A 26,996-nucleotide genomic window follows, 5' to 3' on the forward strand; every position below is an offset into this window, starting at 1 on the left:
ATTTGATGTAAAATCGAGGCTCAGGCGGTACGGCGGGCGCGGGTCAGCGCGAGCCAGCCGAGGACGACCGCTGCCAGCCCGAGCACCACGGCCATGCCGGCGCCCACCACGCCGTTGCCGGTGCCGGGTCCGCCGTCGGCGGTGGCCAGCACGAGCGCGCCGACGACCGCTGCGGCGATCCCCGCCGCGAGCACGGCGGTGGACCCCCCTCGGCCGACCCGGCCGGGGCGCGCGACCGCGAGGCCGCCGACGACACGGCGGCCAGCGCCACCAGCGCGGCCACGCTGGCCACCACCCGGTCGGCGGTCAGGGTGTACGCGCCGACGTCGGCCGCCAGCAGCAGGAAACCTTTCGACATGACGTGCTCCTCGTCTCCACGGGGTCTGAACGCTTGTGATCCTGTCCGCCCGCACCCCCGTCCGTCGTCGTGCCGGCGTCGGCATTCCGCGGTGCCGCGGACGCGCAGTTGCGCTGCTGCGGGCGTGGCAGGACCCGGCCGGGTACTGCGGGCGTAGTAGCCGGATGCGCTGCCGCAGGACGAGTCGTCGCGGCGCCCGGGCGGCTAAGGTGCCCGGATGAGCGGTGCGCGGATCGGGGTCCAGGACTGCGCGATCGCCGTCGGCGTGGCCGCGGTGCTGGTGGTCGCCGGCCTGTCCGAGCATCGCGCGCCGGCCGGGCTCGAGCCGGTCGGCTACGCGCTGCTCGCGGCCGGCGGGCTGGCGCTCGCCGTGCGCCGCCGGGCCCCGGTCGCGGTGCTCGTCGTCACCGGAGCGTGCGCGGCGGGCTACCAGGCGGCCGGGTTCAACGTGTTCGCCGTCGGCTACCTCGTCGCCGTCTACGCCGCGATGCGCGCCGGGCATCGCATCGCCACCGCGGTCGTGAGCGTGGCGATGCTGGCGGCGCTGCCGTTCGCGGCGATCGCCTCCGGCCAGCACGACACCGGCGCGGCGCTCGCGCAGGCCCGGGGCGTGCTCGAGCTGGCCTGGCTGATCGCCGCCGCCACGGCCGGCGAGGCGCTGCGCCAGGCCGAACGCCGCGCCGACGAGGCGGAGCGCACCCGCGAGGAGACCGCGCGGCGCCGCGCCGGCGAGGAGCGCCTGCACATCGCCCGCGAGCTGCACGACACCCTCACCCACCAGATCTCCGTGATCAAGGTGCAGGCCGAGGCCGCGGTACACCTGGCCCAGAAGCGCGGCGAAGCCGTGCCCGATGCGCTGCTCGCGATCCGCGACGCCGGCCGCGAGGCCGCCCGCGAGCTGCGGACCACCCTCGAAGCCCTCCGCGACGACGACCACGCCCCGCCGCACGGCCTCGACCACATCCCCGGCCTCGTGGCGCGGGCCCGGGCGAGCGGCCTGCACGCGACGCTGACGATCGACGGAGATCCCACGCCGGCCCCGGTCGTGGTCGGCCGGACCGCCTACCGGATCGTGCAGGAGGCGCTCACCAACGTCGCCCGGCACGCCGCCGCGACCACCGCCGCCGTCCACGTCGGCTACCGCTCCGGCGCGGTCGTCGTCCAGGTCGACGACGACGGCACCGCCACCCCCGACCGGCCGCCGACCCCCGGCGTCGGGCTGCTCGGGATGCGGGAACGGGTCAGCGCCCTCGGCGGCCGCCTGCGCGCCGAGCCCCGACCGGGCGGCGGCTTCACCGTCCACGCCGAGCTTCCCGCGGATGCCGCCCCGTGATCCGGGTGCTGCTCGTCGACGACCAGCCGCTGATCCGCAGCGGGTTCCGCGCGCTGCTCGACGCCGAGGACGACATCAGCGTCGTCGGCGAGGCCGGCGACGGCGACGAGGGCCTCGCCCTGGCCCGCCGGCACCTGCCCGACGTCGTCCTCGTCGACATCCGCATGCCCGTCGTCGACGGCATCGAGGCGACCCGGCGCATCGCGGCCGACCCCGCCCTCGAGCGCGTGCACGTCGTCGTGCTGACCAACTACGGCCTCGACGAGTACGTCTTCGAGGCGCTTCGCGCGGGCGCGGCCGGCTTCCTCGTCAAGGACATCCTCCCGGAGGACTTCCTGCACGCCGTCCGCGTCGCCGCCCGCGGCGACGCGCTGCTCGCGCCGTCGATCACCCGCAAGCTCATCGACCGGTACGTCACCCACCCACCCCACACCGGCGCCCCCGCGCTGAGCGAACTGACCGCCCGCGAACGCGAAGCCGTCACGCTCGTCGCGTACGGGCTGTCCAACGGCGACATCGCCACCCGCATGAGCATCAGCCCGGTGACCGCGAAGACCCACATCAACAGGGCCATGACCAAGCTGCACGCCAGAGACCGCGCCCAGCTCGTCGTCATCGCCTACGAAGGCGGGCTCGTCACCCCGCAGCGGCGCTGATCCTGGTTAATATCCACGGGTGAGAATTCTTGTCGTGGGCGGCACCGGTCTCATCGGCGCGCATGTCGCGGCCGTGCTCCGCGAGCGCGGCCACGAGGTGACGTCCACCGCCCGCGCGAAGGGGCCGGGCGTCGACCACGCCCTGGACCTCGGGCCCGCCCCCGTGGACGAGCTGCGCCCGCTGCTGGCCGGCCACGACGGCGTCGTCTTCGCCGCCCGCACCGAGGAGCAGCGCCCGCTGCGCAAGCCGATCCACCCGGTGCTGCGCCGTGACATGGTCGAGCCGGTGGTGCGCCTGTTCACCGCCGCCCGCGCCGAGGGCCTCACCCGCGGCGTGGTCATGGGGTCGTACTACACCTACTTCCACCGCAAGCACCCCGAGTGGGACCTTCCGGCCCGCCACACGTACGTGCGCTGCCGCCTGGAGCAGGCCGACGAGGCACGGGCGGCGGCCGGCCCGGGCCTGCCGGTCGCCGTCCTGGAGCTGCCGTTCGTCTTCGGCCGGGCCGGCGACCGGCTGCCCAACTGGGCCGGACCGCTGGACCGCTGGGCCCGCTCGCGTTCCCCGCTGCTCGCCCCGCCCGGGGGCACCGCGGCCACGTCGGCCCGCGCCGTGGGGGAGGCCGCTGCCGACGCCCTGGAGCAGGCGAGCGGGGCCGACATCGCGGTCGCCGACGAGAACATCGCCTGGCGCGACCTGATGACCCGCATCGCCGCCGCCACCGGCCGCCCCCGCCGCGCGGGCCGCCTGCCCGCCGCGGCCCTGGGCGCGACCCTGCGCCTGGCCGACGTCTCGCAGTCCCTGGCCCGCAAGGAGTCCGGGCTGAACCTGCGCCACCTGGGCGCCCTGCTGACCGCCGACCTGTACGTCGACCCGCCCACCGGCCGCCCGCTGGACGACGTCATCCGCGAGACCTTCGCCTGACCGATGGGCGTGCTCTACCACTACTTCTCCTTGCGCTCCTCGACGGCCTTGGTCATCGCGACGGAGAGCGCCCGCAGCTCGTAGCCGGGAACCCGGGCCAGCGGACGGGCCGTCGTCGGCACCGATCCCTCGTAGTACGGCTCGATCTGCTTGATCGTCGCCGCCGGCAGCCGCAGCCAGATCGCGGCCGGCGGGATCGGGCCGAAGGACAGGACCGTGTCGCTGGGGGTGCGGTCGTCCTCGTTGAGCACCGCGTTGACGTCGCGCAGGAACAGCGTGGCGAACATCGGCGAAACCTTGATCTCCAGGTCGATCCACACTCCGTGGTCGGGCTTCATCAGCTCCCCGGGCTTGCCGTTCGTGCTCAGCCAGATCGCCGCGAGGGCCCGGTCGCGCGTGGCGTAGGTCGTGCCCGCCGAGAACCCGTAGAAGGTCACCCGCTCCGGCGTGGAGACCAGCCCCTCGGTGGCGATGCTGTCGAGGTGCTTGACCTGCACCTTCTTGAAGAGCGTGGCCGGGATGGACGCGGTCGAGGACGGCACCTCGTCCCGCGCGGCCGCCCCGGTCTTGTCCGACCAGGTCCGCCACACCGGATTGTCGAAGTCGCTGAAGTCGATGTCCGGCTTGGTCTTGTCGACGGGCCGCGCGAGGTACCGCTCCGTGCCGCTGATGTCGGTCTCGACGAGCTGGTACTGCTTGCCGTCCCTGCCGGTGATCGTCTCGAAGACGGGCATGTGCCTCTCCTTCTCTGCGCCGATTCGGTCGCATGAGAGACGCCCGCTTGCCGCCGCTGATACCGCCGCCGGGTCGTCATCCCGACACCCAGCCCCTTCAGCGTTTGATCGGCCGCGTAGCCAGGAACGCTGCCTGAGCGCGCAGCTTGGGCAGGTCCAAGGCGGTCAGGCGGCCGTCGCGCTGCACGATCCGGCCGTCGACGATCACGGCTTGTACGCCGACAGGGCCAGCCCTGGGCTGGCGGTCAGGCCACGCAGGCCTCCACGGCGTCGTAGAGGGCGTCGCCGCGGTCGTGGTTGGCCAGGCGGCGGGTCACGTAGGCCATCCGGTAGCCGTCCGGGTCGGCGAGCAGTCCGCCGGCCGAGGAGCCGCCGATGCCGCCCATGCCGATCCATTCCCCGTCGCGCCGCCAGCCCAGCGTCCACACGGCGTCCTCCTCGAGCAGCCGGTCGAGGCCGACGGCCTGCGGGCCCAGCGCCTCGGCGAGCAGGTCCGCGGGCAGCAGGGCGGGCAGCGCCTGGTACAGCCCGGCCAGCCCGCGCGCGGTGGTGTGCAGGTTCACGGCCGGCAGCTCGCCGCGGCGCCAGGCGTCGCCGTTGAGCACCGCGGGGTCGAGCAGGCCGGCCGGGTTGCCCAGCGCCCGGGCCCACAGCTCGCCGTGGCCGTGTACCGCCTGCTGCGCCCAGTCCGGGGTGCCGTGCTCGACCTCGGCGCAGCGGGCGGTGTCCTCGGTGGACAGTCCGAAGTGGACGTCGTGGCCGAGGCTGCGGACCACCTCGCCGACCGTCTCGCCGGTCGCGCCGCGCAGGATCGCGCCGAGGATGTTGCCGTACGTCAGGGCGTGCTCGCCGACCGCGGTCCCCGGTGCCCACTCCAGCGGGCTCGCGAAGACGGCGGCGGTGCAGCGCGGCCAGTCCAGCGCCTCGGCGGGGGTGAGCGGCTCGGCGATGGCGGGCAGCCCGAGCTGGTGCGCGAGGGCGTGCCGCACGGTGCCGTCCGGGTCGGCGAAGGCCGGCCAGTAGCGGGCCACCGGCTCGTCGAGGCCGATCCGGCCGTCGGCGATCCGGGTCAGCACGGCCAGGGCGGCCGCCGGCTTGCCGGCGGAGAAGACGGTGACGAGCGTGTCGCGGGCCCAGGGCCGGGTGCGGGCCGCGTCGGCCCAGCCGCCCCACAGGTCGGCGACGAGCCGCCCGCCGGCGTAGGCGGCGACCGCCGCGCCGGTCTCCTCGCCGGACTCGATGAGGCCGCGGAAGGTCTCCAGGACCGGTTCGAAGCCGGGGGCCACGGTGCCCTGTACGAGGTCGTCCACGGGGCGTCACAGTACCGGCCACCTGGCCCAGTACCAACGGAAAATGAACACATCGGACCGCGTCTTGGCTTCGTGGGATGTTGCGGCTAGGTTAAAGGTCCGAACCAATTCACGTAGCGGAGGGTCCGTGAGGATCGTCATCGTCGGCGGCGGGGTGCTCGGCACCATGCACGCCTGGCACGCCGTGCGGCGCGGCCACGACGTCGTCCACCTGGAGCGCGAGGCCGAGGCCCGCGGCGCCTCGGTGCGCAACTTCGGCCTCGTCTGGGTCTCCGGCCGATCGGGCGGGCCGGAGCTGGCCACCGCGCTGCGGGCCCGGCAGCTGTGGGAGGAGATCGGCGCCGAGGTCCCGGGCGTGGGCTTCCGCGGCAACGGCTCGCTGACCCTGGTGCGCACCAAGGCCGAGTGGCTCGTGGCCGAGGCGGCGGCCGCCGCCCCCGACGCCGCCGAGCGCGGCTGGCGGCTGCTGGACGCCGAGCAGGTCCGCGCGGTCAACCCCGCCCTGCGCGGGGACTTCCTCGGCGGCCTGCACTGCACGCTCGACGGCGCCGTGGAGTCCCGGGTCGCGCTGCCCGCCCTGCGCGCCGCGCTCGCGCCGACCGGCCGCTACACCTGGCTGCCCGGCCGCGAGGTGCGCGCCGCCGGCACCGGTTCGGTGCGCGACGACACCGGCGAGGTCCACGGCGCCGACGCGGTCGTGCTGGCCACCGGGGCCGCGCTGGGCGGCCTGGTGAAGGAGCTGGCCGGGCCGGTCCCGGTGCGCCGGGTCTGGCTGCAGATGGCCCAGACGGCGCCGCTGGGCGAGCCGCTCGCCACCTCCGTCGCGGACGCCGACAGCTTCCGGTACTACCCGGCGTACGACACGGAAAGCCTCCGGACCGAGCAGCCGCAGCCGCCGGTCGCCGCCGAGCACGGCATGCAGCTGCTCATGGTCCAGCGCCTCGACGGCGGGCTGACCATCGGCGACACCCACGCCTACGCCGAGCCGTTCCCGTTCGACGAGGTCGAGGCGCCGTACGACCACCTCGTCGAGGTCGCCTCCGCCCTGCTGGGCCGCCCACTGCCGCGCATCGAGCGGCGCTGGAACGGGGTGTACGCCCAGTGCCTCGACCCCGCCGCGGTGGCCTACCGCCGCGAGGTCGCGCCGGGTGTGCACCTGGTGACCGGCCCGGGCGGCCGCGGCATGACCTGTTCCCCCGCCATCGCCGAGCAGACCGCCGAGGAGCTGTCGTGGTAAGTCTCGTAGTCCTGGACATGGCCGGCACCACCGTGCAGGACGGCGGCCTCGTGGAGCGCGCGTTCACCGCCGCCATCGGCGAGCAGGGGGTGCACCCCGGCGACCCGGCGTACGACGCCATGCTCGCGCACGTGCGGGCCACCATGGGCGAGTCGAAGATCAGCGTGTTCCGTCACCTGCTGGGCGGCGACGAGGCGGCCGCCCGGGCCGGGAACGCCGCCTTCGAGCGCGCGTACGCCGGACTGGTCGACGAGGGTCACTGCGCCCCGATCGAGGGCGCCGCCGAGGTCATCGGCGCCCTGCGCGCGGCCGGCATCAAGGTCGCCCTGACCACCGGCTTCTCCCGGGACACCGCGGACCGCATCCTCGCCGCCCTGGGCTGGAAGGACATCGCCGACCTGACCCTCGTGCCGTCCGAGGCCGGTCGCGGCCGCCCCTTCCCGGACCTCGTGCTCGCCGCGGTGCTCCGCCTCGACATCGAGGACGTGCGGACGGTGGCGACGGCGGGCGACACGACGTACGACGTGCTGTGCGGCCTGCGCGCCGGCGCCGGGATCGCCGCGGGCGTGCTCACCGGCGCCCACGACGAGGCGGCCCTGCGCGCGGCGGGCGCCACCCACGTGCTCGCGTCCGTGCGGGACCTCCCGGCGGCAATCGGTCTCTGAAACAACGTCACCCATCTGTACTGCAAGGTCGACCGGTGAGGCACTGGATAAATATTCATATATGTGATATGATGTCCGAATCGCCGACATAGCGTGACCGGGTGACCGACATCAGCCGCACGGCGCTCATGGCCGCCGCCGCCCGCGCCGCCCATCTCATCGTCGACGACCAGCCTTACGTGTTCTCGGACCCGCTCGCCGCGCCGCTGCTCGGGGAGCGGGCCGAGGAGCTGCTCGCCTACCACCGCCTGCACGGGGAGCACCCGGTGCTGGCCGGGGCGCGGGCCCAGGTGGTGTGCCGCAGCCGCTTCGCCGAGGACACGCTGCACGCGTCCGGGCACACCCAGTACGTGCTGCTCGGCGCAGGCCTCGACAGCTACGCCCACCGGGCCGGCGGCTCGGCGGTGCGGGTGTTCGAGGTCGACCGGGCCGCCACCCAGGAGTACAAGCGGGACGCGGTCCGGTCGGCCGGGCTCGGCGGCGCCGTGGAGTACGTCGCCGTCGACTTCGAGCGGGACGACCTCGTCGCGCGCCTCACGGCGCACGGGTTCGACCCGGCGCTGCCCGCGGTCGTGGCCTGGCTCGGCGTGACCATGTACCTCACCCCGTCGTCGGTGGCGCGGACCGTCGCCGCCGTCGCCCGGCTCGCCCCCGGCAGCATCCTGGTGCTCGACCACATGGTGCCCGAGGCCGACCGCGACGCGGCCGCCAGCGCCTACGTCGAGGCGGTCGGCCCGGTCAACGCCTCGCACGGCGAGCCCTGGGTGTCGTTCTTCTCGCCGGCCGACATGGCCGGGGTGCTGTCCGGCTTCGCCACGGACCACGTCTCGCAGGAACAGCTGCTGGGCGATCGCGACGACGCGCTGCGGCCGTCCAACCTGACCTGGATCACGCGCGGCACGCTCAGAAGGTGACGATCGTCTTCACGTCGTCCGGGCCGGGCGGCTCCAGGGCCTCGGCGGCGGCCCGCGCCAGCGGGACCCGCCGGGTGATCAGGCCGGCCAGCCAGTCCGGGTCCGCCGCCTGCAGCGCGGCGGCCGCCTCGGCGTAGTGGGCCTCGCCGGCGTTCACCGAGCCGACCACGGCGACGTTTCGCAGCACCAGCTCGCGGGCGGCCGCGGCGGCGTCGAACGTCAGGTCCCGGCCGTCGCGCGGGACGCCGGTCAGGCACACGACGCCGAAGGCCGCCGTGCCGGTCAGGGCAGCCAGGACCACGCCGGGGTCGCCCGTCGTCTCGATCACCACGTCCGGGCGCAGGCGGCGCAGCACCTCGTCGGCCGGGTCGTGGTGGTACGTGGCGCCGAGCTCGCGGACCAGCCGGGCCTTCACCCCGCCGGCGTGGCGGTCCAGCACGTGCACGTCCAGCTCGAACTGCCGGCACAGCAGCGCGGCCAGCTGCCCGATCGGCCCGGCACCGGTCACCAGCACGGTGCCGGGCTCGAACCAGGCGCGGGCGCCGATGCGGCGGACCTGCTCCCAGGCCTTGACCGCGATGCTGCACGGCTCGACCAGCACGCCGATGTCGTCGCGGCCCAGCTCGGGCGCGAGGTGGGTGACGTCCAGGAAATGGCTCGTCCACAGTGTGCTGCCGAAGCCGTCGAGGCCCCTGATGCCGCGCTCGGTGTAGCCGCCGTTGCGGCACATGTCCTGCTGGCCGCGGGCGCAGGCGCCGCACGGCTCCGGGTCCGGGTGGCGCACCCGGCCGACGACGAGCTCGCCGGTGCCGGCCACGCGGCCGAGCGACTCGTGACCCAGGATCAGCCCCTCGACCCGGCCGTCGGCGACGATCTCGCGGTCGGTGGCGCAGATGCCCAGGGCGACCGCCTCGACGAGCAGCTCCCCGGCCGCGGGCACCGGGTCGGGCCCGTCGCGCAGGGCGAGTGCGCGGCCCTCGACCGCCAGCGCGCGCACTCAGGGGGCCAGTCGCGCGGCGTGGTCGAGGTGCTGCCTCGTGGCGAACTCCAGCACCTCGATCATGGCGGCGAGGGCCTGGTCGTCGTACCGGCGCAGGAACGCGGTGCCCTCCCGCACGACCGGGCCGTAGATCTCGCCGGCCCTGCGCAGCGCGAGCTCGGTCGGGCGGACGGTCACCCGGCGGCGGTCGCCGGAGTCGCGCTCGCGGGTCACGTAGCCGGCCCGCTCCAGCCGGTCGATGGCGGTGGTGACGCCGCCGGTGGTCATGCCCGCCGCCGTGGCCAGCTCGCCCGGCGACATCGGGGCCGCCTCCGGCCCGAACAGCATCTCCAGGCAGCGCAGGTCGGTCCGGTTCAGCCCGAGCCGGTCCGCCGCCTGCTGGTCCAGCGTGTCCACCGCGCGCTGGTACGCCTGCATCGCCCGGCCGAACGCGCCGACCAGCTCCTCGGAACCCACCCTTGCGATGCTACCGGATCGCTCGTACGCTAAGTAACTAGAAGTTCTAGCGACTAGATCTGCGAGGTAACCGGAAGTGAAGGTCATCATCATCGGTGCGGGGACCGGCGGCATGTGCCTGGCGCACGGCCTGCGGCGTGCCGGGATCGACGTCGCCGTGCACGAGCGCGACCGCACCCGCGCCAGCGGCCTGCACGGATACCGGGTCGGCATCGACCCGCACGGATCACGAGCGCTCAAGGCCTGCCTGCCGCCCGAGTTGTACCGCACCTTCGTCGCCACCTGCGCCCGCCCGCCGGAGCGCTTCGCCTTCCTGGACGAGCGCCTCCGGCGGACCCTGTCCATCACGCTGCGTGAGCCGGCCGACGACGTCAACGACGAGAAATCGGTGAGCCGCATGACGCTGCGGCAGGTCCTCTTCACCGGCATGGAGGACGTCCTGCATTTCTCCAGGACCTTTGTCCGGTACTCGCACGAGCCCGGCGGCCGGGTCACCGCGCACTTCGCCGACGGCACCAGCGACACGGGTGATCTGCTGGTCGGCGCCGACGGCGTCAACTCGCCGGTCCGTCAGCAGCGGCTGCCGCACGCCCGGCTGGAGGATGCCGGCATCATCGCGATCGCGGCGAAGGTGCCGGTCACCCCGGAGAGCGTCGCGACGCTGCCGGCGGGCCTGTTCCCCGGCATCGGCATGGTGCTCGCCCCGCGCGGGATGGCCTGCATCCTGCACTGGATGGAGTTCCCGTGGGGCGCGGACGGCCGCCCGAAGGAGGGCATCGGCGGCAACGACGCCGCCCTCGTCGCGGCGTGGCCCGGCCTGCTCTACGACAACACCCGCGACTACCTGAACTGGGGCCTGTCGGCCGCGACCGGCAAGTTCCCGGCCGACGTCATGTCCCGCGGCGGCGCCTCGCTGGTGGACCTGGCCATCCGCATGACGCCGCGGTGGGACCCGCGGCTGCATCGGCTCTTCGCGCTCACCGATCCGAGCACGTGCTTCCCCATCAACATCCGCACGTCGGTCCGCGTCGACCCGTGGCCCACCGACAACGTGACGCTGCTCGGCGACGCCATCCACACGATGACCCCGGGCCAGGGGGTCGGCGCCAACACGGCCCTGCGCGACGCGCACAACCTCGTGCTGGCGCTGACGAGCGGCCGCCCGCTGCTCGACGCGGTGCGCGATTATGAGCGCGACATGCTCGAGTACGGCTTCGCCGCCGTCGAGGCCTCCAAGAAGCAGACCGGCGGCGACCAGCTCGTGCACCGGCCGGTCATCGGCCGGGCCGCCCTGGCCGCGACCCGCACCTTCCTGCGCGCCACCGACCGCATCCCGTCGCTGAAGCGGCGCTTCGAGGCGCAGCTGTACGACACGCGCGGTGCAGTGGCTTCTCCGTGAAGCGGCCAGGGTCCCGGACTCTTGCGCTTCGGCAATACATTGGCAACCATCATTACATGACTTCGCTGCTCCGTCGCTTCGCGCTCGCCTCCGCGGTCGGCGTAGGCGCGCTCGTGCTCGCGCCGGTCACACCGGCCGCCGCGTACAGTGCGTGTCCGGCCGGCACGATGTGTGGCTGGCTCTACTTCTCCGACGCCGCGCGCACCCACCAGCAGGGCGGGCACACCACGAACTGTCAGGGTGTCGTCCTCGACTGGGGCATCAAGGCCGGCTACTCCACCTACATCGTGCAGGGCTGCGGGGACGGCCCCGGCCCGGTGTGACGTCCCCATCCTGGGGGAGCCTGCTGACGGGACGGGCACGGAACCCTCAGGTCGTCGTCTTCTCGATCACCTTGGTGAGCTCGGCGTGCAGGTGGAGCAGCTCCTCCACCGGCATGCCGAGCCGCTCCACGACGGCCGGCGGGATGCGCTCGGCGTCGGCTCGCAGCAGCTTCCCCGCCTCGGTGAGGGTGACCTCGAGCACCCGCTCGTCGTGCGGTGCCCGGCGCCGGTCGATGTACCCCGCGGACTCGAGCCGCTTGAGCAGCGGCGACAACGTGCCCGGGTCGAGCTGCAGGAGCCGGCTGAGGTCCTTGACCGACAGCGACGAGTGCTGCCACAGCGCGAGCATCACGAGGTACTGCGGGTGCGTCAGCCCCATCGGCTCCAGCAGCGGCCGATAGAGCGCGATCACGTTGCGCGATGCCACCGCCAGGGCGAAGCAGACCTGCTGCTCCAGCGCGAGCGGGTCGGTGGGTGCTGCGTTCTCGGGCACGTGTGCCATACTAGCGATACCCCAATGGTTGGTACACCAACGATTGGACCACTAACGAGGAGGGTGGCCGTGTTCGGGTTCAAGCGTCGCGCCAAGCGCGCCAAGGAGGACCGCGTGGGCAACTTCTTCTTCCGGATCTTCGGCCCGGCCACCGTCGAGGGGGCCATCCAGGGGTGGAGCCGGGAGGCGCAGGACCAGTACAAGCAGATGCGCGCCGCCCAGCGCCGCTCTTCCTGATCCCGGCGCCGCCGGCCGCGCCGGCCTCGCCGCGTCCGCGCCGGCCGGGTGTGGTGAGGGCGCGGTCCGCGCGGCGCGGCTACCGCTGCCGGCGCCGGGCGGCCTCCTGCAGCAGCGCCAGCCGGGCGGCCCCGACGGCGACGACGGCGAGCGCGATGCGCCACACCGTGACCCCGTACTCCACGGTCGTGACGTGCCCGGCGCCGAACCGTCTCGCGACCCCGTCCAGCCCCGGAATGCTCACGAGCAGCGTCAGGATCGCCACCGCCGCCATGGTTGGCGCGATCCAGACGGACCGGGGCCGCTCGAACGTCGCCCAGGCACCGCCGGCGAGCACCGCCGTGGACGTGATGAGCAGCATCGCCATCGCCACGGTGACGGGCCGGTGCCCGTCGAGGTGGCTGGCCCCGTGCAACGCCCACCCGCTCCACTGGTCGCCGCCGCGCTGCAGCAGCGTGGCGGTGCCACCGACATCGGTGGCCACGGTGACTGTGTTGTCCTCTCGCGCCCAGGGCAACGCCAGCGCGAACAACGCCGCGAGCGCCCCGGCGAGCGCCACCACCCGGCTGCCGATCCCGGCGGTGGAGGCCTGAGCCACCGGCGCGACGGGCTCCTCGGCCGGCCCGGCAGCGGCCTCCTGCGGTGCGCTCATGCCCGTAGACCGTAGCGGTGCCGCACCAATCCCGTCACCCGCCCCGGGCCGTCGGTCAGTCCTCGTGGTCCTCTGGGCCGATGTGGTGCCCCGGGCCGATGTGGTCATCCGGGCCGATGCGCAGCATCGGGGGGACGAGGAACTCGGCCGGGCCGCGGGTGAAGAGGCGGGCCGGGCGGCCTCGCTCGCCCGCCGTCGTGCGGCCCGTCGGAGTGACGAAGCCCGGGGTCTTGCTGACCTTGCGGTGGAAGTTGCGCAGGTCGAGCGGGGTGGCCCACACCGCCTCGTAGACCTGGCGCAGCTCGGCGATGGTGAACTCCGGCGGGCAGAAGGCGGTGGCCAGCGGGGAGTACTCCAGCTTGGCCCGGGCCCGCTCCACCCCGTCGGCCAGGATCCGCGCGTGGTCGAAGGCCAGCGGCGGCAGGGACGCGAACGGGCGCCACTCGGCCGCGGCGGCGTCGCTGCCGGCCTGCGGGGCCGGGGCGTCGGGGAGCAGGGCCAGGTAGGCGACCGTGACCACGCGGCCGCGCGGGTCGCGGTCCGGGGTTCCGTAGGTGCCCAGCTGCTCCAGGTGGCCGGCGCCGCCCACGCCCGTCTCCTCCTGCAGTTCGCGCACGGCCGCGTCGAGGAGGTCCTCGTGCTCCAGGACGAAGCCGCCGGGGAGGGCGTAGTCGCCCTCGAACGGCGGGACGGCGCGGCGGATGAGCAGTACCGATAACGCGGCATCGCGGATCGTGAGCACCACGAGGTCGACGGTCACGGTGAATGTCATGTTTTTATCACCACATTGACGAGAAAGGCCGGGCGTTTATATCGTCATCGTGACGATAACTCATGGGGAGGGCACGAGCTATGGCGGACGTGACTCGCCGCTTCTTCTGGCGGCACCTGCGCGGCACACCCACCAGCTGGATTCGCCACCGCAGTAACGGGAAGGTGCGCCACGAGGGGATCGGGCAGTCGTTCTGGTACCGCCCGTTGACCGCCGTCCTGTCCGAGGTGCCCGTCGACGACCGCGAGCTGCCGCTGCTCTTCCACGCGCGGACCAGCGACTTCGCCGACGTCACCGTGCAGGCGACCGTGACCTACCGGATCAGCGCGCCGGAGGTGGCGGCCGAGCGGCTCGACTTCTCCCTCGACCCGGCCGGCGGGCAGTGGCGGGGGCAGCCGCTCGACCAGGTGGCGACGCTGCTGGCCGAGCTGGCCCAGCAGCCGGCGCTGGACCTGCTGGCCCGGCTGCCGCTGACCGAGGCGCTGACCGCCGGCATCGCGCCCGTGCGGGAGGCCGTCTCCGCCGCGCTGGGCAGCGATCCGCGCCTCACCGACACCGGGGTGAGCGTGGTGAGCGCCCGGGTCGTGGCGATCCGGCCGGAGCCGGACCTCGAGCGGGCGCTGCAGACCCCGACCCGCGAGGCGGTACAGCAGGAGGCCGACCGGGCGACGTACGCGCGCCGGGCGCGGGCCGTGGAGCAGGAGCGGGCGATCGCCGAGAACGAGCTGCAGAACAAGATCGAGCTGGCCCGCCGGGAGCAGCAGCTGGTCGAGCAGAAGGGCGCCAACGACCAGCGCCAGGCGGAGCTGGACGCGGCGGCGGCGCTGGTCGCGGCGCAGGCGGAGGCCGAGCGCGCGCGGGTGGCGGCGGCCGCGGAGGCCGAGACCGACCGGGTGCGGGCCGAGGCGCGGGCGGCCGGCGTGCGGGCGCTCGGCCTGGCCGAGGGCGAGGCGGAGGCGGCGAAGCTGGCCGCGTACCGGGACCTGCCGCCCGCCGTGCTGCAGGCCCTCGCCCTGCGTGAGCTGGCCGGGCAGCTGCCCGAGATCGGCCAGCTCACGATCACCCCGGACGTGGTCACCGGGCTGCTCAACCGGCTCGGGAAGTGAGCACCCTCGCCCCGCGGGCGGTACTGGTGTCGCGCCGCAGCGAGCTCGACGAGCTGCTGGCGCGGCACGGCACCCGGGCCGCGGCCGACTACTACCTGCGCCAGCGGGGCCGCGACCTGGGGGAGGTCGCGGCCCGGCACGCCGCCCTGCAGGCCGCGCTGACCGCGGCGGGGGCGGCCATCCCGGCCGACTGGCGGCGCGGGCACATCGACCGGGAGGACCTGCCCCGGTTCCTGTTCGGGCCGGAGGACCTGGTGATCGCCGTCGGCCAGGACGGGCTGGTGGCCAACGTCGCCAAGTACCTCGACGGGCAGCCGGTCATCGGCATCGACCCCGAGCCGGGGCGCAACCCGGGCGTGCTGGTGCGTCACGAGGCGGCCGCGCTGCACCGGCTGCTGCGCCGGCCGCGCGCCACCGAGGAGCGCACGATGGTGTCGGCCCGCCTCGACGACGGGCAGGAGCTGCTGGGGCTCAACGAGGTGTACTTCGGCCACGTCAGCCACCAGTCGGCCCGCTACACGCTGTCCACCCCCGAGGGCGCCCGCGAGCGGCAGTCCTCCTCCGGCGTCGTGGCCGGCACCGGCACCGGCGCCACCGGCTGGTGCTCGTCGATCGCCCGCGAGCGGGCCGGCGCGCCCGGCCTGCCCGGCCCGCGCGAGGCGGCGCTGTGCTGGTTCGTCCGCGAGGCCTGGCCGTCCCCGGCCACGGGCGTGTCGCTGACCAGCGGGCGGCTGGGGGCGGGCGAGGAGCTGGAGCTGTCGTGCGAGGGCGACCGGCTGGTGGTGTTCGCCGACGGGCTCGAGGGTGACCGACTGGAGTTGTCCTGGGGGCAGCGAGTGACGATCGGGGTCGCGGGCCGACGGCTCAATCTCGTCGTGTGAAACAGTGAACGCGTGAACACGTTCCCGCTCGGCAAGCGCAAGGTTCATCGCGTCGGGTTCGGCGCCATGCAGCTGCCCGGCCGTGGCGCCTTCGGCCCGCCCCGCGACCGGGCGGAGGCCCTCGCGGTGGTGCGCCGCGCGGTTGACCTGGGCGTCGACCACATCGACACGGCGCAGTACTACGGGCCGGACGTCTCCAACGAGATCCTGCGCAGCGCCCTGTACCCGTACCCGAGCCAGCTCGTGCTCGTCAGCAAGGTCGGCGCGAAGCGCGACGACAAGGGCGGGTGGCTGCCCGCGCAGACCCCGGAGGAGCTGCGCGCCGGGGTGCTGGACAACCTGCGGTCCCTGGGCGTCGAGCGGCTGCACGCGGTCAACCTGCGCATCCACTCGAAGTCCGCGCCCGAGGTGCTCGCCGAGCAGCTCGACGCCATGGTCGCGATGCGCGACGAGGGGCTCATCGCGGGCATCGGGATGAGCAACGTCGACGAGGAGCAGCTGCGCCAGGCCCTCGAGCGCACCGAGATCGTCTGCGTGCAGAACCCGTTCAACCTGGTCGACCAGCAGTCCCGGCCGGTGCTGGACCTGTGCCTGCGGCGCGGCATCGCCTTCGTGCCGTTCTTCCCGCTGGGGGCGGCGTTCGGGCGGGAGCGGGTGCTCGGCCACCCGCAGGTGAAGGCGATCGCCGCGCGGCTGGACGCCACGCCGGCCCAGGTGGCGCTGGCCTGGGTGCTCGCCGTCGCGCCCAACACGCTGCTCATCCCGGGCACGGCGTCGCTGGAGCACCTGGAGGAGAACGTGGCCGCCGGCCGGCTCGCGCTGGACGATGAGGCCCGGGCCGCCCTGGCCCTGCCGGCGGTAAGGGCGTGAAGCGGCGTCGGGTGGCCAAGTGACGCGGCGTCAGGTATCCAACCTGCTGGCCCTGGCCGTGCTGGCGTATCTGAGCCGCGCGCCGATGCACCCGTATGAGCTGTCCAAGACGCTGCGCAGCTACGGCGACGAGCGCAGCATCAAGTTCAACCACGGGTCGCTGTACATGGTGGTGCAGCAGCTGGCCAAGGCCGGCTTCGTGGCCGAGCAGGAGGTCAACCGGGAGGGGGCGCGGCCGGAGCGCACCGTCTACGGCATCACCGACGCCGGCCGCGCGGAGCTGCACGACTGGCTGCGCGAGCTGGTCGGGCAGCCGCAGCACGAGTATCCGGCGTTCGTCTCCGCGCTGTCGATGGTGGCCGCGCTGACCCCGGGCGAGGTGGTCACGCTGCTGCGGGAGCGGCTGGCCGGCCTGGAGGCGCAGCGGGCCGAGGCCGCCGGGGTCATCGAGAAGTCCCAGGCGGAAGGGGTGCACCCGCTGTTCCTGGTCGAGGAGTCGTACCGCCTGCGCCTGCTCGACGCCGAGCGGTCCTTCGTCGAGGAGTTCATCGGCAAGATCTGCGACCCGGAGGAGGGCTGGGGCCCCATGTGGGCGACCGCGCACGGGGTGGAGTTCAAAACCGAATAGTTGACTCTGACTAATCGCTCCTGGATAGTTGTTCTCAACTACTCCAGAGAGCGGGGCTGACCATGGCCGGGATCCACAACGCGATCGTCATCGGGGGCGGAATCGGCGGGCCGGTGGCCGCGATGGCGCTGCAGAAGGCGGGCATCGAGGCGACGGTCTACGAGGCGTACGACGGCACGGCGGACGGGGTCGGCGGCGCCCTGAGCATCGCCCCGAACGGCCGCACCGCCCTCGCCGCGATCGACGCCGAGCTGGAGGCGGCGGTGGCCGCGGCCGGCCGGCCGATGCGCGGGATGGTCATGCAGAGCTGGACCGGCAAGCGGCTCGGCGAGTTCGGCGACCTCCCCGGCCTGCCCGGGCAGCTGCTGGTGTGGCGCTCCGACCTGTACCGCACCCTCTACGCCGAGGCCGTGCGGCGCGGGGTCCGCATCGAGCACGGCAAGCGCCTGACCGGCCTGACCGACGACGCCGCCGAAGGCCGGGTCGTGGCCCGCTTCGCCGACGGCACCACCGCCGCCGGGGACGTCCTCGTCGGCGCCGACGGCATCCGCTCCACCGTGCGCGGCCTCATCGACCCGTCCGCCCCGCAGCCCCGCTACGCCGGCCTGCTCGGCTTCGGCGCCCGCTCCGGCGGCGAGGGCCTTGAGGACACGGCGGGCAAGATGCACATGGTCTTCGGCAAGCGCGCCTTCTTCGGCTACGTCGTCGCGCCCGACGAGAGCGGCTGGTTCGCCAACCTCCCGCACAAGACCCCGATGAGCGCCGCCGAGGCGAAGGCCGTCGGGGCGCAGGAGTGGCTGCGCCGCCTGGCCGAGGTGTTCGCCGAGGACCGCACCCCGGCGGCGCGGATGATCCGCCACACCGCCCCCGAGGACCTGGTCATCACGGGCGGGATGGAGGACATCCCGAGCGTCCCCGTGTGGCACTCCGGCCGGGTCGTCCTGCTCGGAGACGCCGCCCACCCGACGTCCCCGAGCTCGGGCCAGGGCGCCTCCCTTGCCATGGAGAGCGGCGTGCAGCTGGCCCGCTGCCTGCGCGACCTGCCCGTGGCGCAGGCGTTCGCCGCCTACGAGGGCCTGCGCCGGGAGCGGGTGGAGCGGATCATCAAGATGGCCGCCCGGACCAACAGCGACAAGGCCGCCGGGCCGGTCGCGCGGGTGCTGCGCGACCTGCTCATGCCGCTGGCGATGCGCTTCGTCGACCCCGCCAAGTTCACCTGGCAGTTCGACCACCCGATCGACTGGGCGGCCCGGGTCGCCGCGCCCGAGGGCGTCGCCTTGCCGGCCTGACCTCCCCGGAGCCGGCCTGGCCCGGTGAGATCAGGAGCGCAGGAGGGTCAGCACGGCGAGGACCCGCCGGTTGACGTCGGGCAGGGCCGGCAGGCCCAGCTTGACGAAGATGCTGCGGATGTGGGCCTCCACCGTGCGCTCGGCCAGGAACAGCTGCTCGGAGATGGCCACGTTGGACAGGCCCTCGGCCATCAGGGCCAGGATCTCCCGCTCGCGGTCGGACAGGGCGTCCAGGCCCTCGCCGCGGCGGCGGGGGCGGCGCATCACGCGCTCCACCACGAGCGGGTCGATCGCGGTGCCCCCGGCCAGGACGCGGCGGATGTCGGCCAGGAACCGGTCGATGTCGGTGATGCGGTCCTTGAGCAGGTAGCCGACGCCGGCCTCGCCCTGCTCCAGGATGGTCACCACGTCGCGGGTCTCGATGTACTGCGACAGCAGCAGGATGGCCAGCCCCGGCGCCTCCCGGCGCAGGCGCAGCGCCGCCTTGAGGCCCTCGTCGGTGAACGTCGGCGGCATGCGGATGTCGACGATGACCGCGTCCGGGCGCGTGTCGGCGACCAGGCCGGACAGCTCGGTGGCGTCGCCGACGGAGGCGGCGATCTCGAAGCCCTCGGCGGCCAGCAGCCGCTCGAGGCCGGCCCGCAGCAGCAGCGAGTCGTCGGCGAGCACCAGGCGGGCGGTCACGGCGTGTCCTTTCCGGCGAAGACGAGCGGCAGGCGGGCCTCCAGGCGGGTGCCGCCGCCGGGCGGGCTGTGCAGCGACAGGGTGCCGCCGCCGGCCTCGACCCGGTCGCGCAGGCCCTCCAGGCCGCCGCCGGGCACGAACGCGGCCCCGCCGGCGCCGGTGTCGCGGACCCGCAGGACCAGGTCCGTCTCGCCGGCGGTCAGGGTCAGCTCGACCGCGTCGGCGCCGGCGTGCTTCTCGGCGTTGGTGACCGCCTCCAGGGCGACGTAGTACGCGGTCGCCGCCGTCTCCTCGCCGAGCGCCGCGCCGCCGACGCGGTCGTCGACGTGCACGGCCACCCGGGACCGCTCGGCGAGGGACTCCAGCGCGCCGGCGAGGCCGTGCAGGACCAGCGCCGGCGGGTTCATGCCGCGGGCGATCTCGCGCAGCTCCGCCACGGCGGTGTCCAGCTCGCTCAGGCCCTGGCGCAGCAGCGGCCCGTCGCCGCCGGCGCGTTCGGCCCGGCGCAGCAGCAGGGAGGCGGCGATGAGGCGCTGCTGCACGCCGTCGTGGATGTTGCGCTCGATGCGGCGGCGCTCGGCGTCGGCGGCCTCGACGATCCGGAGGCGGGAGCGGCGCACCTCGGCCAGCTGGTCGCGGTGGTCCAGGACGAGGGCGGCCATCCGCAGGACCGCGTGCAGCACATCGGGGGAGGCGGCCAGCGCCGGGTCGTGGGCCAGCGCGCCCACCTCCCGCCCGGCGTGGCGCAGCGGCGTGAGCACCGTGCCGGCCGGCGGCGCCTCGCCCGGGCCCAGCACCTCGAGGGTCGGGTCGCCCAGGCCGGCCCGCAGCGCGTCGCGCAGCGCCGCCGGGCCGGCCGCCGCGGCGCCGAGGGCCGCGACCAGCGAGCGGATCGCCGGCGGCGGGGGCTGGCTGCGGGCGAGGCTGAGCGCCGCCCCGACCGGGACGGCCGCACTGCCCGCGTAGTAGACGATCTGCGTCGCGGCGCCGGGCACGTACCAGCCGGCGCTGACGACCGCGGTCGCGGCGACGTCGAGCAGGTTCGCGATCCAGAACGGGGTGTAGGCGTTGCGGTAGACAGGACTGGCCATGCGGTACCGCCGCAGCAGGAACAGCAGCAGCGCGGCCCCGACCACGGGATAGGCCAGCGCGCGCACCTCCAGCAGGCCCCCGATCCCCGGCGGGTGCCCCGGCACGAGCCACCAGGCCAGCAGGGCCGCCGGCCAGAACAGGTACCCGGCCAGGGCGGTCGCCCGGTCCAGCCGGCCCTGCAGGCGCCCGACCGGGATGACCAGGGCGCAGTGCAGCACCAGCGGCTGGTACACGGCGCCGAGCATCAGGTCGTCGCGGAACACGGCGGGCAGCACGATCCGCCCGGCGCCGTCGGCGAGCCAGCACAGCCCGGCGGCCATCATGAGCGGCCCCATCCGGGAGTCGGGCCGGGCCCGCCACATGCGCCGGCCGACCTCGGTGTGCAGCAGGCCGGTGGCCAGGAAGCAGGCCAGCTCCCACGGTTCCTGGGCGCCGAGCACCGCGACGGCGACGGCGATCGCCGCCGCGACGCTGCGAAGGGCCGTGCGCACCACCGTATCGTCGGGCACCCGACGTATCAGCGGAATACGTGCTGCCACTGATGTCCGGGATCCGGTGCCGTTCCTACCTTGGGCGCAACCCACTCGTCAAGGGACGGTCCTCATGCGAATCCGTGGTGCTCTGCTCGTGTGCGTCGCCGTTTTGTCGGTCGCGGCGTGCAAGTCGAACTCCTCCCCTTCTTCCCCGGCGGTCGCGGCGCCCGCCTCTTCCGCGCCGTCCCCCGTCGCCACCTCCGCTGCCGCGCCCACTTCCGCGCCGGCGGACGACGTCGCCGGGGACTCCGGGAAGCTCACGCTCGATATCGTCAAGCAGCAGGTCGAGCCGGTGTTCGCCAAGGACCCCGACTGCCCGAAGGGGGAGTGGGTCACCGACGTGGCCAACGTCGACGAGAAGTACCGCGCCGGTGTCAAGCAGTTCGCGGAGTACGACTGCCACCTCACGGCCGGCGAGACCGTGCCGCACCGCGTGGCGCAGGCCATCTACATCACGTTCACCGACACCAAGGCGGCCAACAACTACGCCGACAACGAGCTCGCGATGTACCCGTCGCTGATGTCGTACACGACGGTCGTCGTGGTCGGGGCCGGCCTGAAGTCGGTCAACGCGCGGCAGACGCTGCGGGACATCTCCAAGGCCTGCGTGTGCGGTAGCGTGAGCTGACTCGTCACATTCCGTGACCGCCCTGCCGTGTCGGCGGGGCGGTTGCCTGCGGATCTGAACGGCCGTATCGGTAATGTGACCGTCAGCTGGTTCCCAGCCGCGGCACCGATCTCTAGGCTCTTCCGGGTCCGTCGGGGCCGGCGGCACGTTTTGTCCGATTCGTTCGTGCTGTTTGAGGTGGACATGCCGGTAGTGCGACGTCTGTTCGCGGGCACCTCGCTGGAGTCCGCGTACTCCGGCCGGGACAACGCATTCAACTTCATGCGCCTGTGCTTCGCGCTGCTGGTCATCGTCGGCCACGCCGCAATCCTCGGCTGGGGCCCCGGCCGCGAGCCGGTCGTCATCCCCTTCGACACGGGCGGCGTGGCGGTCACGGGCTTCTTCGGCCTGTCCGGCTTCCTGATCTCGTACAGCGGCCGCCGCAGCAGCCCGCTGCGCTACATCTGGCACCGCATGCTGCGCATCTTCCCCGGCTACTGGGTGTGCCTGGCCGCGAGCGCGTTCGTGCTCGCCCCGCTGCTGTTCTGGCACGAGCACGGCACCCTGTCGGGCTTCCGCAGCGCCGGCCCGGGCCCGCTCGGGTACATCTACCACAACTTCCTCACCGACCAGCGGCAGGCCGACGTCGCCCACGTGACGGGCGTGGCGCCGTACCCGAACGCCCTCAACGGCTCGCTGTGGACGCTCAAGTCCGAGCTGACCTGCTACCTGCTGGTCCTGGCCCTGGCGGTGACCCTGATCCTGCGCCGCGCCCGCTGGGTCGTGCTGCTGCTCGGCGCCGCCATGTTCTCCGTCGTCGTGTACGACACGTTCAGCGACCCCGTCGCCCCCGGCCCGATCGCCGACGTCGGCCCGATCACGCTCCCGATCCTGGGCACCTACCAGCTGTTCTACCTCTGGGCCTTCGGCCTCGCGTTCGTCCTGGGCATGATCGCCGACGTCTACCGCGACAAGATCCCGCTCAACGACACGCTGGGCGTGACCGCGCTGGTGCTCTCGGTGCTGTCGCTGTACCTGAACCTGCCCCTCTTCGGCCCGTGCATCGTCGCCTACGTCTACCTGCTGCTCTGGGCCGGCGTCCGCCTCCCGAAGGCCCTGCGCAAGATCGGCCGCCGCAACGACTACTCCTACGGCGTCTACATCTACGCGTTCCCGGCCCAGCAGGCCCTGGCCATCCTGGGCGTGCCGCGCTTCGGCTGGACGTTCTACCTGCTGACCTCGGTCGTGGCCGCCCTGATCCTGGCCGTGTGCTCGTGGTACCTGGTGGAGAAGCCCGCCCTGCGGGCCAAGCACTGGAGCCCGGGCCGCCGCTCGAAGCCCAGCGCCGACGTCCCGGCCTCCGAACTGCCCCCGGCCGCCGACCCCTCCCAGGAGTCGGCGCCCCACGTCCCGGCCCCGCGCCTGCCGGAGTCGGTGGAGCCCGAGCCCGCCTGACCGACCGTCGACGCGCCGCCGGCCACCGTGGCGGACCACGGTGACCAGCGGGCCGCGCGACTCAGTGGGAGTGCGTCGGGTGCTCGCGGTCCAGGCGGGCCTGGAGCCGGTCCTGCAGCAGGTCGAGCGCCTCGTACGGAGTATCCGCGCACGCCTCGGCGTGCAGCACCCGGCCGTTGAGGTCGACCTCACCGCGGGCCGTCACCGGGCGGTCCGCGGCGGGATTCCTCGTCTGGTCCAGGCGGACCCGGGCGAAGAGGATCGGGCGGGCGGTGTGGCCCAGGACCGCGGAGATCTTTTCCCGCGCGTACTGCTGCACGCCGGCCTCCATGCCGGGCGCCAGCTGCACGTTGACCTCGACCTCGCTGTGCGTACGAGTCATCGTCGCTCATCCCTTCGAAACGGTTGTACGGTTACTCGGCCGCGTGCGCGATCAGGACCGGGCACTCGGCGTGGTGCATGAGCTGCTGGCCGACCGAGCCGAGCAGCAGGCCCGCGAACCCGCCGTGACCGCGGCTGCCGACCACGACCAGGCGGGCCGTGTGCGAGACGCCGATGAGGACCTTCGCCGCCCGCCCCGGCGCGACCAGGGCCTCGACCTTCACGTCCGGGTACCGGTGCCGCCACGGGGCCAGGGACTCCTCCAGCGCCTCCCGCTCGTGCGCCACCACCACGTCCGCCGGCACCGCGGCCGTGCCGGGCGCCAGATATGCCCGGATCGCGACCAGCTCGGCGCCACGGGCCCGGGCCGCGTCGAACGCGAGACCCAGCGCGACGTCGCTGGAGGGCGAGCCGTCCACCCCCACCGCCACCGGGCCGTCGGCGGCGGCCGAGCGGCCGCGAACCACGGCCACCGGCACCGCGGCGTGCGTGGCCACCTGCTGGCTGACCGAGCCCATGAGCAGGTTGGTCAGCCCGCCGGCCCCGCGGTTGCCCACGACCAGCAGCCGGGTGCCGCCGTAGCCGAACTCCAGCAGCGTCGACGCCGGCGGCGCGTCGACGGCCACGCCGGTCACGTCGATGCCGGTGCCCCGCTCGCGGACCCGCTCCACGATCTCGGCGACCAGCTCCTCGCCCGCCTCCCGGACGGCCTCGATCTGCTCGGCCGCGGCGGTGTAGTACGCCCCGGGAAACGTCACCTGGTAGGCGTCGACGATGTACAGCCGATCGCCGGTCCGCTCCGCCTCTGCGGCGGCCCACTCGACCGCCCACCGGGCCTCGTCCGAGCCGTCATAGCCGACGACGATCCTCATGGCGTCCTCCTCGGTGCGATTCCTGTATCCAGACTCGATCCGCGGCCGGCGAACCGGCAGGGCCCATCGGCGTGGACCGGCCGGGACTTCCGGCCCTGCCCGACCGGCCCCCGCGCGGCGAGGCTTGTATCGAGGGAAACGACGTCAGGAGGAGCGATGAGCGCGACCACTGTTTCCGCCGAGACCGGACTCGCCGCCTGGCGCGGCTTTCGCGGTGGCCGGTGGCGCGACGAGGTCGACGTCGCCGGCTTCGTGCGAGCCAACGTCCGGCCCTACGAGGGCGACGGCGAGTTCCTCGCCGGCCCGACCGAGCGGACCACGCACGTCTGGGGCGTGCTGACCGGCATGTTCCCGGCCGAGCGGGAGCGCGGCGTCCACGACGTCGACGCGCGCACCCCGGCCGGCATCACCGCACACGCGCCCGGCTACATCGACCGGGACCGGGAGCTCATCGTCGGGCTGCAGACGGACGCGCCACTGCGCCGGGCCATCATGCCCTTCGGCGGCCTGCGCATGGTGGAGAACGGCCTGCGGGCCTACGGCTACGAGCTCGACCCGGCCGTCAAGGAGATCTTCACGCGGTACCGCAAGACCCACAACGCCGCCGTCTTCGACGCCTACACGCCGCAGATCCTGGCCGCGCGCAAGGCCCACGTCATCACCGGCCTGCCCGACGCCTACGGCCGCGGCCGCATCATCGGCGACTACCGGCGCGTCGCGCTCTACGGCGTGGACTTCCTCATCGAGGCCAAGCGGCGCGACAAGGCGTCGCTGGACCACCACGCCGCGACCGCCGACGTGGTCCGCGACCGCGAGGAGCTCGCCGAACAGCTGCGCGCCCTGGGCGAGCTCAAGGCGATGGCGGCCGCCTACGGGTACGACATCTCCAAGCCGGCGCGGACCGCGCGCGAGGCCGTGCAGTGGCTGTACTTCGGCTACCTGGCCGCGACCAAGGAGCAGAACGGCGCCGCGATGTCGCTCGGGCGCACCTCGACATTCCTCGACGTGTACCTCGAACGCGACCTCGCCGAGGGCACGCTCACCGAGAGCGCCGCCCAGGAGCTCGTCGACGACTTCGTCATCAAGCTGCGCATCATCCGCTTCCTGCGCACGCCCGAGTACGACCAGCTGTTCTCCGGCGACCCGACCTGGGTCACCGAGTCCATCGGCGGCGTCGCCTACGACGGCCGGCCACTGGTCACGCGCACCTCGTTCCGGTACCTGCAGACGCTGTACAACCTCGGCCCGGCCCCGGAACCGAACCTCACGGTGCTGTGGTCGCCGACCCTGCCCGAACCGTTCAAGCGCTTCTGCGCCAAGGTCTCGCTCGACACCAGCGCCATCCAGTACGAGAACGACGACCTGCTGCGCAACTTCCTCGACGACGACACCGCGATCGCCTGCTGCGTCTCCGGGATGCGCGTCGGCAAGGACATGCAGTTCTTCGGCGCCCGCGTCAACGTCGCCAAGGCCCTGCTGTACGCCATCAACGGCGGCCGCGACGAGATGTCCGGCGCCCAGGTGGCGCCCGAAACCCCGCCGCTCGCCGGTGACGTGCTGGACTACGACACCGTCCTCGCGGCGTTCGACCGGACCCTGGACTGGCTGGCCCGCACCTACGTCGACGCGCTCAACGTCATCCACTACATGCACGACAAGTACGCCTACGAGCGCATCGAGATGGCGCTGCACGACTACCCGGTGCGCCGGTTCCTCGCCTGCGGCATCGCCGGCCTGTCGGTCGCCGCCGACAGCCTGTCCGCGATCCGCTACGCCACCGTCCGCCCGGTCCGCGACAACTCCGGCCTGGTCGTGGACTACACGGTGCAGGGCGAGTACCCCGCCTACGGCAACGGCGACGACCGGGCGGACCGCATCGCGGTGTGGCTGGTCGAGACCTTCATGGACAAGGTCCGCGCCAACCCCAGCTACCGCGACGCCATCCACACCCAGTCGGTCCTCACCATCACCTCGAACGTGGTCTACGGCAAGCACACCGGCAACACCCCGGACGGCCGCCGCGCCGGCGAGCCCTTCGCACCGGGCGCCAACCCGATGAACGGCCGCGACGCGCACGGCATGGCCGCCTCCGCGCTGTCGGTGGCCAAGCTGCCCTACGCCTCGGCCCGCGACGGCATCTCGCTCACCAGCACCGTCACCCCCGACGGCCTCGGCCGCAGCGACGAGGAGCGGATCGGCAACCTCGCCGGCCTCCTCGACGCCTACACCAGGGCCGGCGGCTTCCACCTCAACGTCAACGTGCTCGACCGGGCCACGCTGCTCGACGCGATGGCACACCCGGAGAAGTACCCACAGCTGACGATCCGCGTGTCGGGGTACGCGGTCAACTTCGTCAAGCTGACCCCGGAGCAGCAACGCGACGTGGTCAACCGCACCTTCCACGGCGCACGATGAACCGCCTGCACTCCTGGGACCTCTCCACCGGGGTCGACGGGCCGGGGACGCGCTTCGTCGCGTTCCTGGCCGGGTGCCCGCTGCGCTGCCTGTACTGCCAGAACCCCGACACCTGGCACATGCGCGACGGCGAGCCCACCACCGCCGACGAGGTCCTGAACAAACTCGCCGGCTTCGCCGACTTCGTGCGCATCGCCGGCGGCGGGTTCACGGTCAGCGGCGGCGAGCCGCTGCTGCAGCCACAGTTCACCCGCGACCTGCTGACCGGTGCCAAGGCGCTCGGCCTGCACACCGCGCTGGACACCTCGGGCGCGCTGGGCGCCCGGGCCACCGACGCCCTGCTCGACGCCACCGACCTGGTCCTGCTCGACATCAAGGCCTGGGACCCGCTGCGCTACCGGCGCCTCACCGGCGGCAACATCGCCCCGACCCTGTCCTTCGCCCGCCGGCTGGCCGAGCGCGGCACGCCCGTGTGGATCCGCTACGTGCTGGTCCCCGGCCACACCGACGACCCGTCCGAAGTGGAGGGGGTGGCGGGCTTCGCGGCGTCGCTGGGCAACGTGGAGCGCATCGACGTGCTGCCGTTCCACCGGCTGGGCGCGGCCAAGTACCAGCGGCTCGGCATCCCGTTCCCGCTGCAGGACACGGCGCCGCCCGACCCCGCAACGATCGACCGGGTCCGAGACCAGTTCCGGACCGTCGGCGTCCCGGTCTGCTGA

Annotated in this window: 30 protein-coding genes and 1 pseudogene; 18 read left to right on the forward strand and 13 right to left on the reverse strand. The window is 73.7% G+C overall.

Annotation, left to right across the window (positions count from 1 at the left end; genetic code table 11):
• Window positions 1–20 precede the first annotated feature (20 nt).
• Entirely contained in the window at window positions 21–662 is a 642-nt protein-coding gene (locus ABD352_RS57890) for a DUF6223 family protein (protein ID WP_425553927.1), read from the reverse strand.
• On the opposite strand from ABD352_RS57890, the gene ABD352_RS46395 reads away from it, so the two are divergent.
• Genes ABD352_RS46395 through ABD352_RS46405 form a run of 3 tightly spaced genes read left to right on the forward strand, consistent with a single transcriptional unit; the run spans window position 576 to window position 3,272 of the window.
• Entirely contained in the window at window positions 576–1,691 is a 1,116-nt protein-coding gene (locus tag ABD352_RS46395; protein ID WP_344619018.1) for a sensor histidine kinase, read from the forward strand. The two genes, ABD352_RS57890 and ABD352_RS46395, sit on opposite strands and share 87 nt — an antisense overlap.
• Complete coding sequence (locus ABD352_RS46400; RefSeq protein ID WP_344619019.1) at window positions 1,688–2,347, forward strand: response regulator; 660 nt, start codon at window positions 1,688–1,690, stop codon at window positions 2,345–2,347. Before ABD352_RS46395 ends, ABD352_RS46400 begins: the two co-directional genes overlap by 4 nt.
• A 19-nt stretch (window positions 2,348–2,366) precedes the next feature.
• Entirely contained in the window at window positions 2,367–3,272 is a 906-nt protein-coding gene (locus ABD352_RS46405) for an NAD-dependent epimerase/dehydratase family protein (RefSeq protein ID WP_344619020.1), read from the forward strand.
• A gap of 20 nt (window positions 3,273–3,292) precedes the next feature.
• On the opposite strand, the gene ABD352_RS46410 is transcribed toward ABD352_RS46405, so the two are convergent.
• Window positions 3,293–4,006, reverse strand: a complete 714-nt coding sequence (locus ABD352_RS46410) for a hypothetical protein (protein WP_344619021.1) — start codon at window positions 4,004–4,006, stop codon at window positions 3,293–3,295.
• A gap of 245 nt (window positions 4,007–4,251) precedes the next feature.
• Window positions 4,252–5,316 carry a serine hydrolase domain-containing protein gene (locus ABD352_RS46415; RefSeq protein WP_344619022.1) on the reverse strand — a complete coding sequence of 355 codons (1,065 nt, stop codon included), beginning with the start codon at window positions 5,314–5,316 and terminating at the stop codon, window positions 4,252–4,254.
• Window positions 5,317–5,443: 127 nt separating this feature from the next.
• On the opposite strand from ABD352_RS46415, the gene ABD352_RS46420 reads away from it, so the two are divergent.
• The 3 genes from ABD352_RS46420 to ABD352_RS46430 all read left to right on the forward strand — a co-directional run bounded on the left by ABD352_RS46420 (window position 5,444) and on the right by ABD352_RS46430 (window position 8,132).
• Window positions 5,444–6,553 (forward strand): TIGR03364 family FAD-dependent oxidoreductase, encoded by a 1,110-nt coding sequence (locus tag ABD352_RS46420; protein WP_344619023.1) that lies wholly within the window; start codon window positions 5,444–5,446, stop codon window positions 6,551–6,553.
• A complete protein-coding gene (locus ABD352_RS46425; RefSeq protein WP_344619024.1) occupies window positions 6,547–7,218 on the forward strand; it encodes a phosphonatase-like hydrolase in 672 nt (223 codons plus the stop codon). Before ABD352_RS46420 ends, ABD352_RS46425 begins: the two co-directional genes overlap by 7 nt.
• A gap of 101 nt (window positions 7,219–7,319) precedes the next feature.
• Window positions 7,320–8,132, forward strand: a complete 813-nt coding sequence (locus tag ABD352_RS46430; RefSeq protein ID WP_344619025.1) for a class I SAM-dependent methyltransferase — start codon at window positions 7,320–7,322, stop codon at window positions 8,130–8,132.
• Here ABD352_RS46430 and ABD352_RS46435 read toward each other — a convergent pair.
• Window positions 8,122–9,129 carry a zinc-binding dehydrogenase gene (locus ABD352_RS46435; protein ID WP_344619026.1) on the reverse strand — a complete coding sequence of 336 codons (1,008 nt, stop codon included), beginning with the start codon at window positions 9,127–9,129 and terminating at the stop codon, window positions 8,122–8,124. The two genes, ABD352_RS46430 and ABD352_RS46435, sit on opposite strands and share 11 nt — an antisense overlap.
• On the reverse strand, window positions 9,130–9,588 hold the full coding sequence (locus ABD352_RS46440; protein WP_344619027.1) for a MarR family winged helix-turn-helix transcriptional regulator: 459 nt from the start codon (window positions 9,586–9,588) through the stop codon (window positions 9,130–9,132).
• A 76-nt stretch (window positions 9,589–9,664) separates the two neighbouring features.
• On the opposite strand from ABD352_RS46440, the gene ABD352_RS46445 reads away from it, so the two are divergent.
• Both ABD352_RS46445 and ABD352_RS46450 read left to right on the forward strand, forming a co-directional pair.
• Window positions 9,665–10,987, forward strand: a complete 1,323-nt coding sequence (locus ABD352_RS46445; protein WP_344619028.1) for an FAD-dependent oxidoreductase — start codon at window positions 9,665–9,667, stop codon at window positions 10,985–10,987.
• 56 nt (window positions 10,988–11,043) lie between these two features.
• Window positions 11,044–11,310, forward strand: a complete 267-nt coding sequence (locus ABD352_RS46450) for a DUF6289 family protein (protein ID WP_344619029.1) — start codon at window positions 11,044–11,046, stop codon at window positions 11,308–11,310.
• A 46-nt stretch (window positions 11,311–11,356) separates the two neighbouring features.
• Here the strand turns inward: ABD352_RS46450 and ABD352_RS46455 are convergent, their stop codons facing one another.
• Window positions 11,357–11,803, reverse strand: coding sequence for a MarR family winged helix-turn-helix transcriptional regulator (locus ABD352_RS46455; RefSeq protein WP_344619030.1), 447 nt, complete (start codon window positions 11,801–11,803; stop codon window positions 11,357–11,359).
• 69 nt (window positions 11,804–11,872) lie between these two features.
• On the opposite strand from ABD352_RS46455, the gene ABD352_RS46460 reads away from it, so the two are divergent.
• A complete protein-coding gene (locus ABD352_RS46460; protein ID WP_344619031.1) occupies window positions 11,873–12,040 on the forward strand; it encodes a hypothetical protein in 168 nt (55 codons plus the stop codon).
• 79 nt (window positions 12,041–12,119) lie between these two features.
• On the opposite strand, the gene ABD352_RS46465 is transcribed toward ABD352_RS46460, so the two are convergent.
• Window positions 12,120–12,692, reverse strand: a complete 573-nt coding sequence (locus ABD352_RS46465) for a hypothetical protein (RefSeq protein WP_344619032.1) — start codon at window positions 12,690–12,692, stop codon at window positions 12,120–12,122.
• Window positions 12,693–12,747: 55 nt separating this feature from the next.
• Window positions 12,748–13,464, reverse strand: coding sequence for an NUDIX hydrolase (locus tag ABD352_RS46470; RefSeq protein WP_344619033.1), 717 nt, complete (start codon window positions 13,462–13,464; stop codon window positions 12,748–12,750).
• 80 nt (window positions 13,465–13,544) lie between these two features.
• On the opposite strand from ABD352_RS46470, the gene ABD352_RS46475 reads away from it, so the two are divergent.
• The 5 genes from ABD352_RS46475 (at window position 13,545) to ABD352_RS46495 (ending at window position 18,238) form a co-directional block, all read left to right on the forward strand.
• Window positions 13,545–14,570, forward strand: coding sequence for an SPFH domain-containing protein (locus ABD352_RS46475; protein ID WP_344619034.1), 1,026 nt, complete (start codon window positions 13,545–13,547; stop codon window positions 14,568–14,570).
• A complete protein-coding gene (locus tag ABD352_RS46480; protein ID WP_344619035.1) occupies window positions 14,567–15,451 on the forward strand; it encodes a diacylglycerol kinase catalytic domain-containing protein in 885 nt (294 codons plus the stop codon). Before ABD352_RS46475 ends, ABD352_RS46480 begins: the two co-directional genes overlap by 4 nt.
• Window positions 15,452–15,463: 12 nt before the next feature.
• The gene (locus ABD352_RS46485) at window positions 15,464–16,321 is read left to right on the forward strand and encodes an oxidoreductase (RefSeq protein ID WP_344619036.1); all 858 of its coding nucleotides are present in this window, start codon (window positions 15,464–15,466) and stop codon (window positions 16,319–16,321) included.
• Window positions 16,322–16,340: 19 nt separating this feature from the next.
• Window positions 16,341–16,949, forward strand: a complete 609-nt coding sequence (locus tag ABD352_RS46490; protein WP_344619037.1) for a PadR family transcriptional regulator — start codon at window positions 16,341–16,343, stop codon at window positions 16,947–16,949.
• A 62-nt stretch (window positions 16,950–17,011) separates the two neighbouring features.
• Window positions 17,012–18,238 (forward strand): FAD-dependent oxidoreductase, encoded by a 1,227-nt coding sequence (locus ABD352_RS46495; protein ID WP_344619038.1) that lies wholly within the window; start codon window positions 17,012–17,014, stop codon window positions 18,236–18,238.
• Between the two features lie 30 nt (window positions 18,239–18,268).
• On the opposite strand, the gene ABD352_RS46500 is transcribed toward ABD352_RS46495, so the two are convergent.
• Window positions 18,269–18,922, reverse strand: coding sequence for a response regulator transcription factor (locus tag ABD352_RS46500; RefSeq protein WP_344619039.1), 654 nt, complete (start codon window positions 18,920–18,922; stop codon window positions 18,269–18,271).
• Complete coding sequence (locus tag ABD352_RS46505) at window positions 18,919–20,505, reverse strand: sensor histidine kinase (RefSeq protein WP_344619040.1); 1,587 nt, start codon at window positions 20,503–20,505, stop codon at window positions 18,919–18,921. Before ABD352_RS46505 ends, ABD352_RS46500 begins: the two co-directional genes overlap by 4 nt.
• Before the next feature lie 112 nt (window positions 20,506–20,617).
• Between ABD352_RS46505 and ABD352_RS46510 the strand changes: the two genes are divergently transcribed.
• Together ABD352_RS46510 and ABD352_RS46515 are read left to right on the forward strand one after the other, a co-directional pair.
• Window positions 20,618–21,175, forward strand: coding sequence for a hypothetical protein (locus tag ABD352_RS46510; RefSeq protein WP_344619041.1), 558 nt, complete (start codon window positions 20,618–20,620; stop codon window positions 21,173–21,175).
• A gap of 165 nt (window positions 21,176–21,340) precedes the next feature.
• Complete coding sequence (locus ABD352_RS46515; RefSeq protein ID WP_344619042.1) at window positions 21,341–22,609, forward strand: acyltransferase family protein; 1,269 nt, start codon at window positions 21,341–21,343, stop codon at window positions 22,607–22,609.
• Between the two features lie 61 nt (window positions 22,610–22,670).
• Here ABD352_RS46515 and ABD352_RS46520 read toward each other — a convergent pair whose 3' ends face one another.
• From ABD352_RS46520 to ABD352_RS57900, 3 genes and pseudogenes are all read right to left on the reverse strand, one after another.
• Window positions 22,671–22,991: an HPF/RaiA family ribosome-associated protein gene (locus ABD352_RS46520; protein ID WP_344619043.1), complete on the reverse strand. Its 321-nt coding sequence runs from the start codon at window positions 22,989–22,991 to the stop codon at window positions 22,671–22,673.
• A 31-nt stretch (window positions 22,992–23,022) separates the two neighbouring features.
• Entirely contained in the window at window positions 23,023–23,469 is a 447-nt protein-coding gene (locus tag ABD352_RS57895) for a universal stress protein (protein ID WP_425553928.1), read from the reverse strand.
• Window positions 23,443–23,862: pseudogene (locus ABD352_RS57900) on the reverse strand (universal stress protein); the annotation flags it as partial. The gene ABD352_RS57895 and the pseudogene ABD352_RS57900, both read right to left, overlap by 27 nt.
• A gap of 156 nt (window positions 23,863–24,018) precedes the next feature.
• Between ABD352_RS57900 and pflB the strand changes: the two are divergent.
• The gene (pflB, locus tag ABD352_RS46530; RefSeq protein ID WP_344619045.1) at window positions 24,019–26,277 is read left to right on the forward strand and encodes a formate C-acetyltransferase; all 2,259 of its coding nucleotides are present in this window, start codon (window positions 24,019–24,021) and stop codon (window positions 26,275–26,277) included.
• On the forward strand, window positions 26,274–26,996 hold the full coding sequence (pflA, locus tag ABD352_RS46535; protein WP_344619046.1) for a pyruvate formate-lyase-activating protein: 723 nt from the start codon (window positions 26,274–26,276) through the stop codon (window positions 26,994–26,996). The genes pflB and pflA overlap by 4 nt, the downstream gene beginning before the upstream one ends.

It is taken from the genome of Dactylosporangium salmoneum, assembly GCF_039532525.1.
In the GTDB taxonomy this organism is placed as follows: domain Bacteria; phylum Actinomycetota; class Actinomycetes; order Mycobacteriales; family Micromonosporaceae; genus Dactylosporangium; species Dactylosporangium salmoneum.

Excerpts from the sequence above, each read along its gene's own strand:
- pflA (WP_344619046.1), top strand. The coding sequence starts at position 26,274 with ATGAACCGCCTGCACTCCTGGGACCTCTCCACCGGGGTCGACGGGCCG.
- ABD352_RS46465 (WP_344619032.1), bottom strand. The coding sequence starts at position 12,692 with ATGAGCGCACCGCAGGAGGCCGCTGCCGGGCCGGCCGAGGAGCCCGTC.
- ABD352_RS57890 (WP_425553927.1), bottom strand. The coding sequence starts at position 662 with ATGCTCGGACAGGCCGGCGACCACCAGCACCGCGGCCACGCCGACGGC.
- ABD352_RS46450 (WP_344619029.1), top strand. The coding sequence starts at position 11,044 with ATGACTTCGCTGCTCCGTCGCTTCGCGCTCGCCTCCGCGGTCGGCGTA.
- ABD352_RS46395 (WP_344619018.1), top strand. The coding sequence starts at position 576 with ATGAGCGGTGCGCGGATCGGGGTCCAGGACTGCGCGATCGCCGTCGGC.
- ABD352_RS46470 (WP_344619033.1), bottom strand. The coding sequence starts at position 13,464 with ATGACATTCACCGTGACCGTCGACCTCGTGGTGCTCACGATCCGCGAT.
- ABD352_RS46475 (WP_344619034.1), top strand. The coding sequence starts at position 13,545 with ATGGCGGACGTGACTCGCCGCTTCTTCTGGCGGCACCTGCGCGGCACA.
- ABD352_RS46410 (WP_344619021.1), bottom strand. The coding sequence starts at position 4,006 with ATGCCCGTCTTCGAGACGATCACCGGCAGGGACGGCAAGCAGTACCAG.
- ABD352_RS46520 (WP_344619043.1), bottom strand. The coding sequence starts at position 22,991 with ATGACTCGTACGCACAGCGAGGTCGAGGTCAACGTGCAGCTGGCGCCC.
- ABD352_RS46510 (WP_344619041.1), top strand. The coding sequence starts at position 20,618 with ATGCGAATCCGTGGTGCTCTGCTCGTGTGCGTCGCCGTTTTGTCGGTC.
- pflB (WP_344619045.1), top strand. The coding sequence starts at position 24,019 with ATGAGCGCGACCACTGTTTCCGCCGAGACCGGACTCGCCGCCTGGCGC.
- ABD352_RS46495 (WP_344619038.1), top strand. The coding sequence starts at position 17,012 with ATGGCCGGGATCCACAACGCGATCGTCATCGGGGGCGGAATCGGCGGG.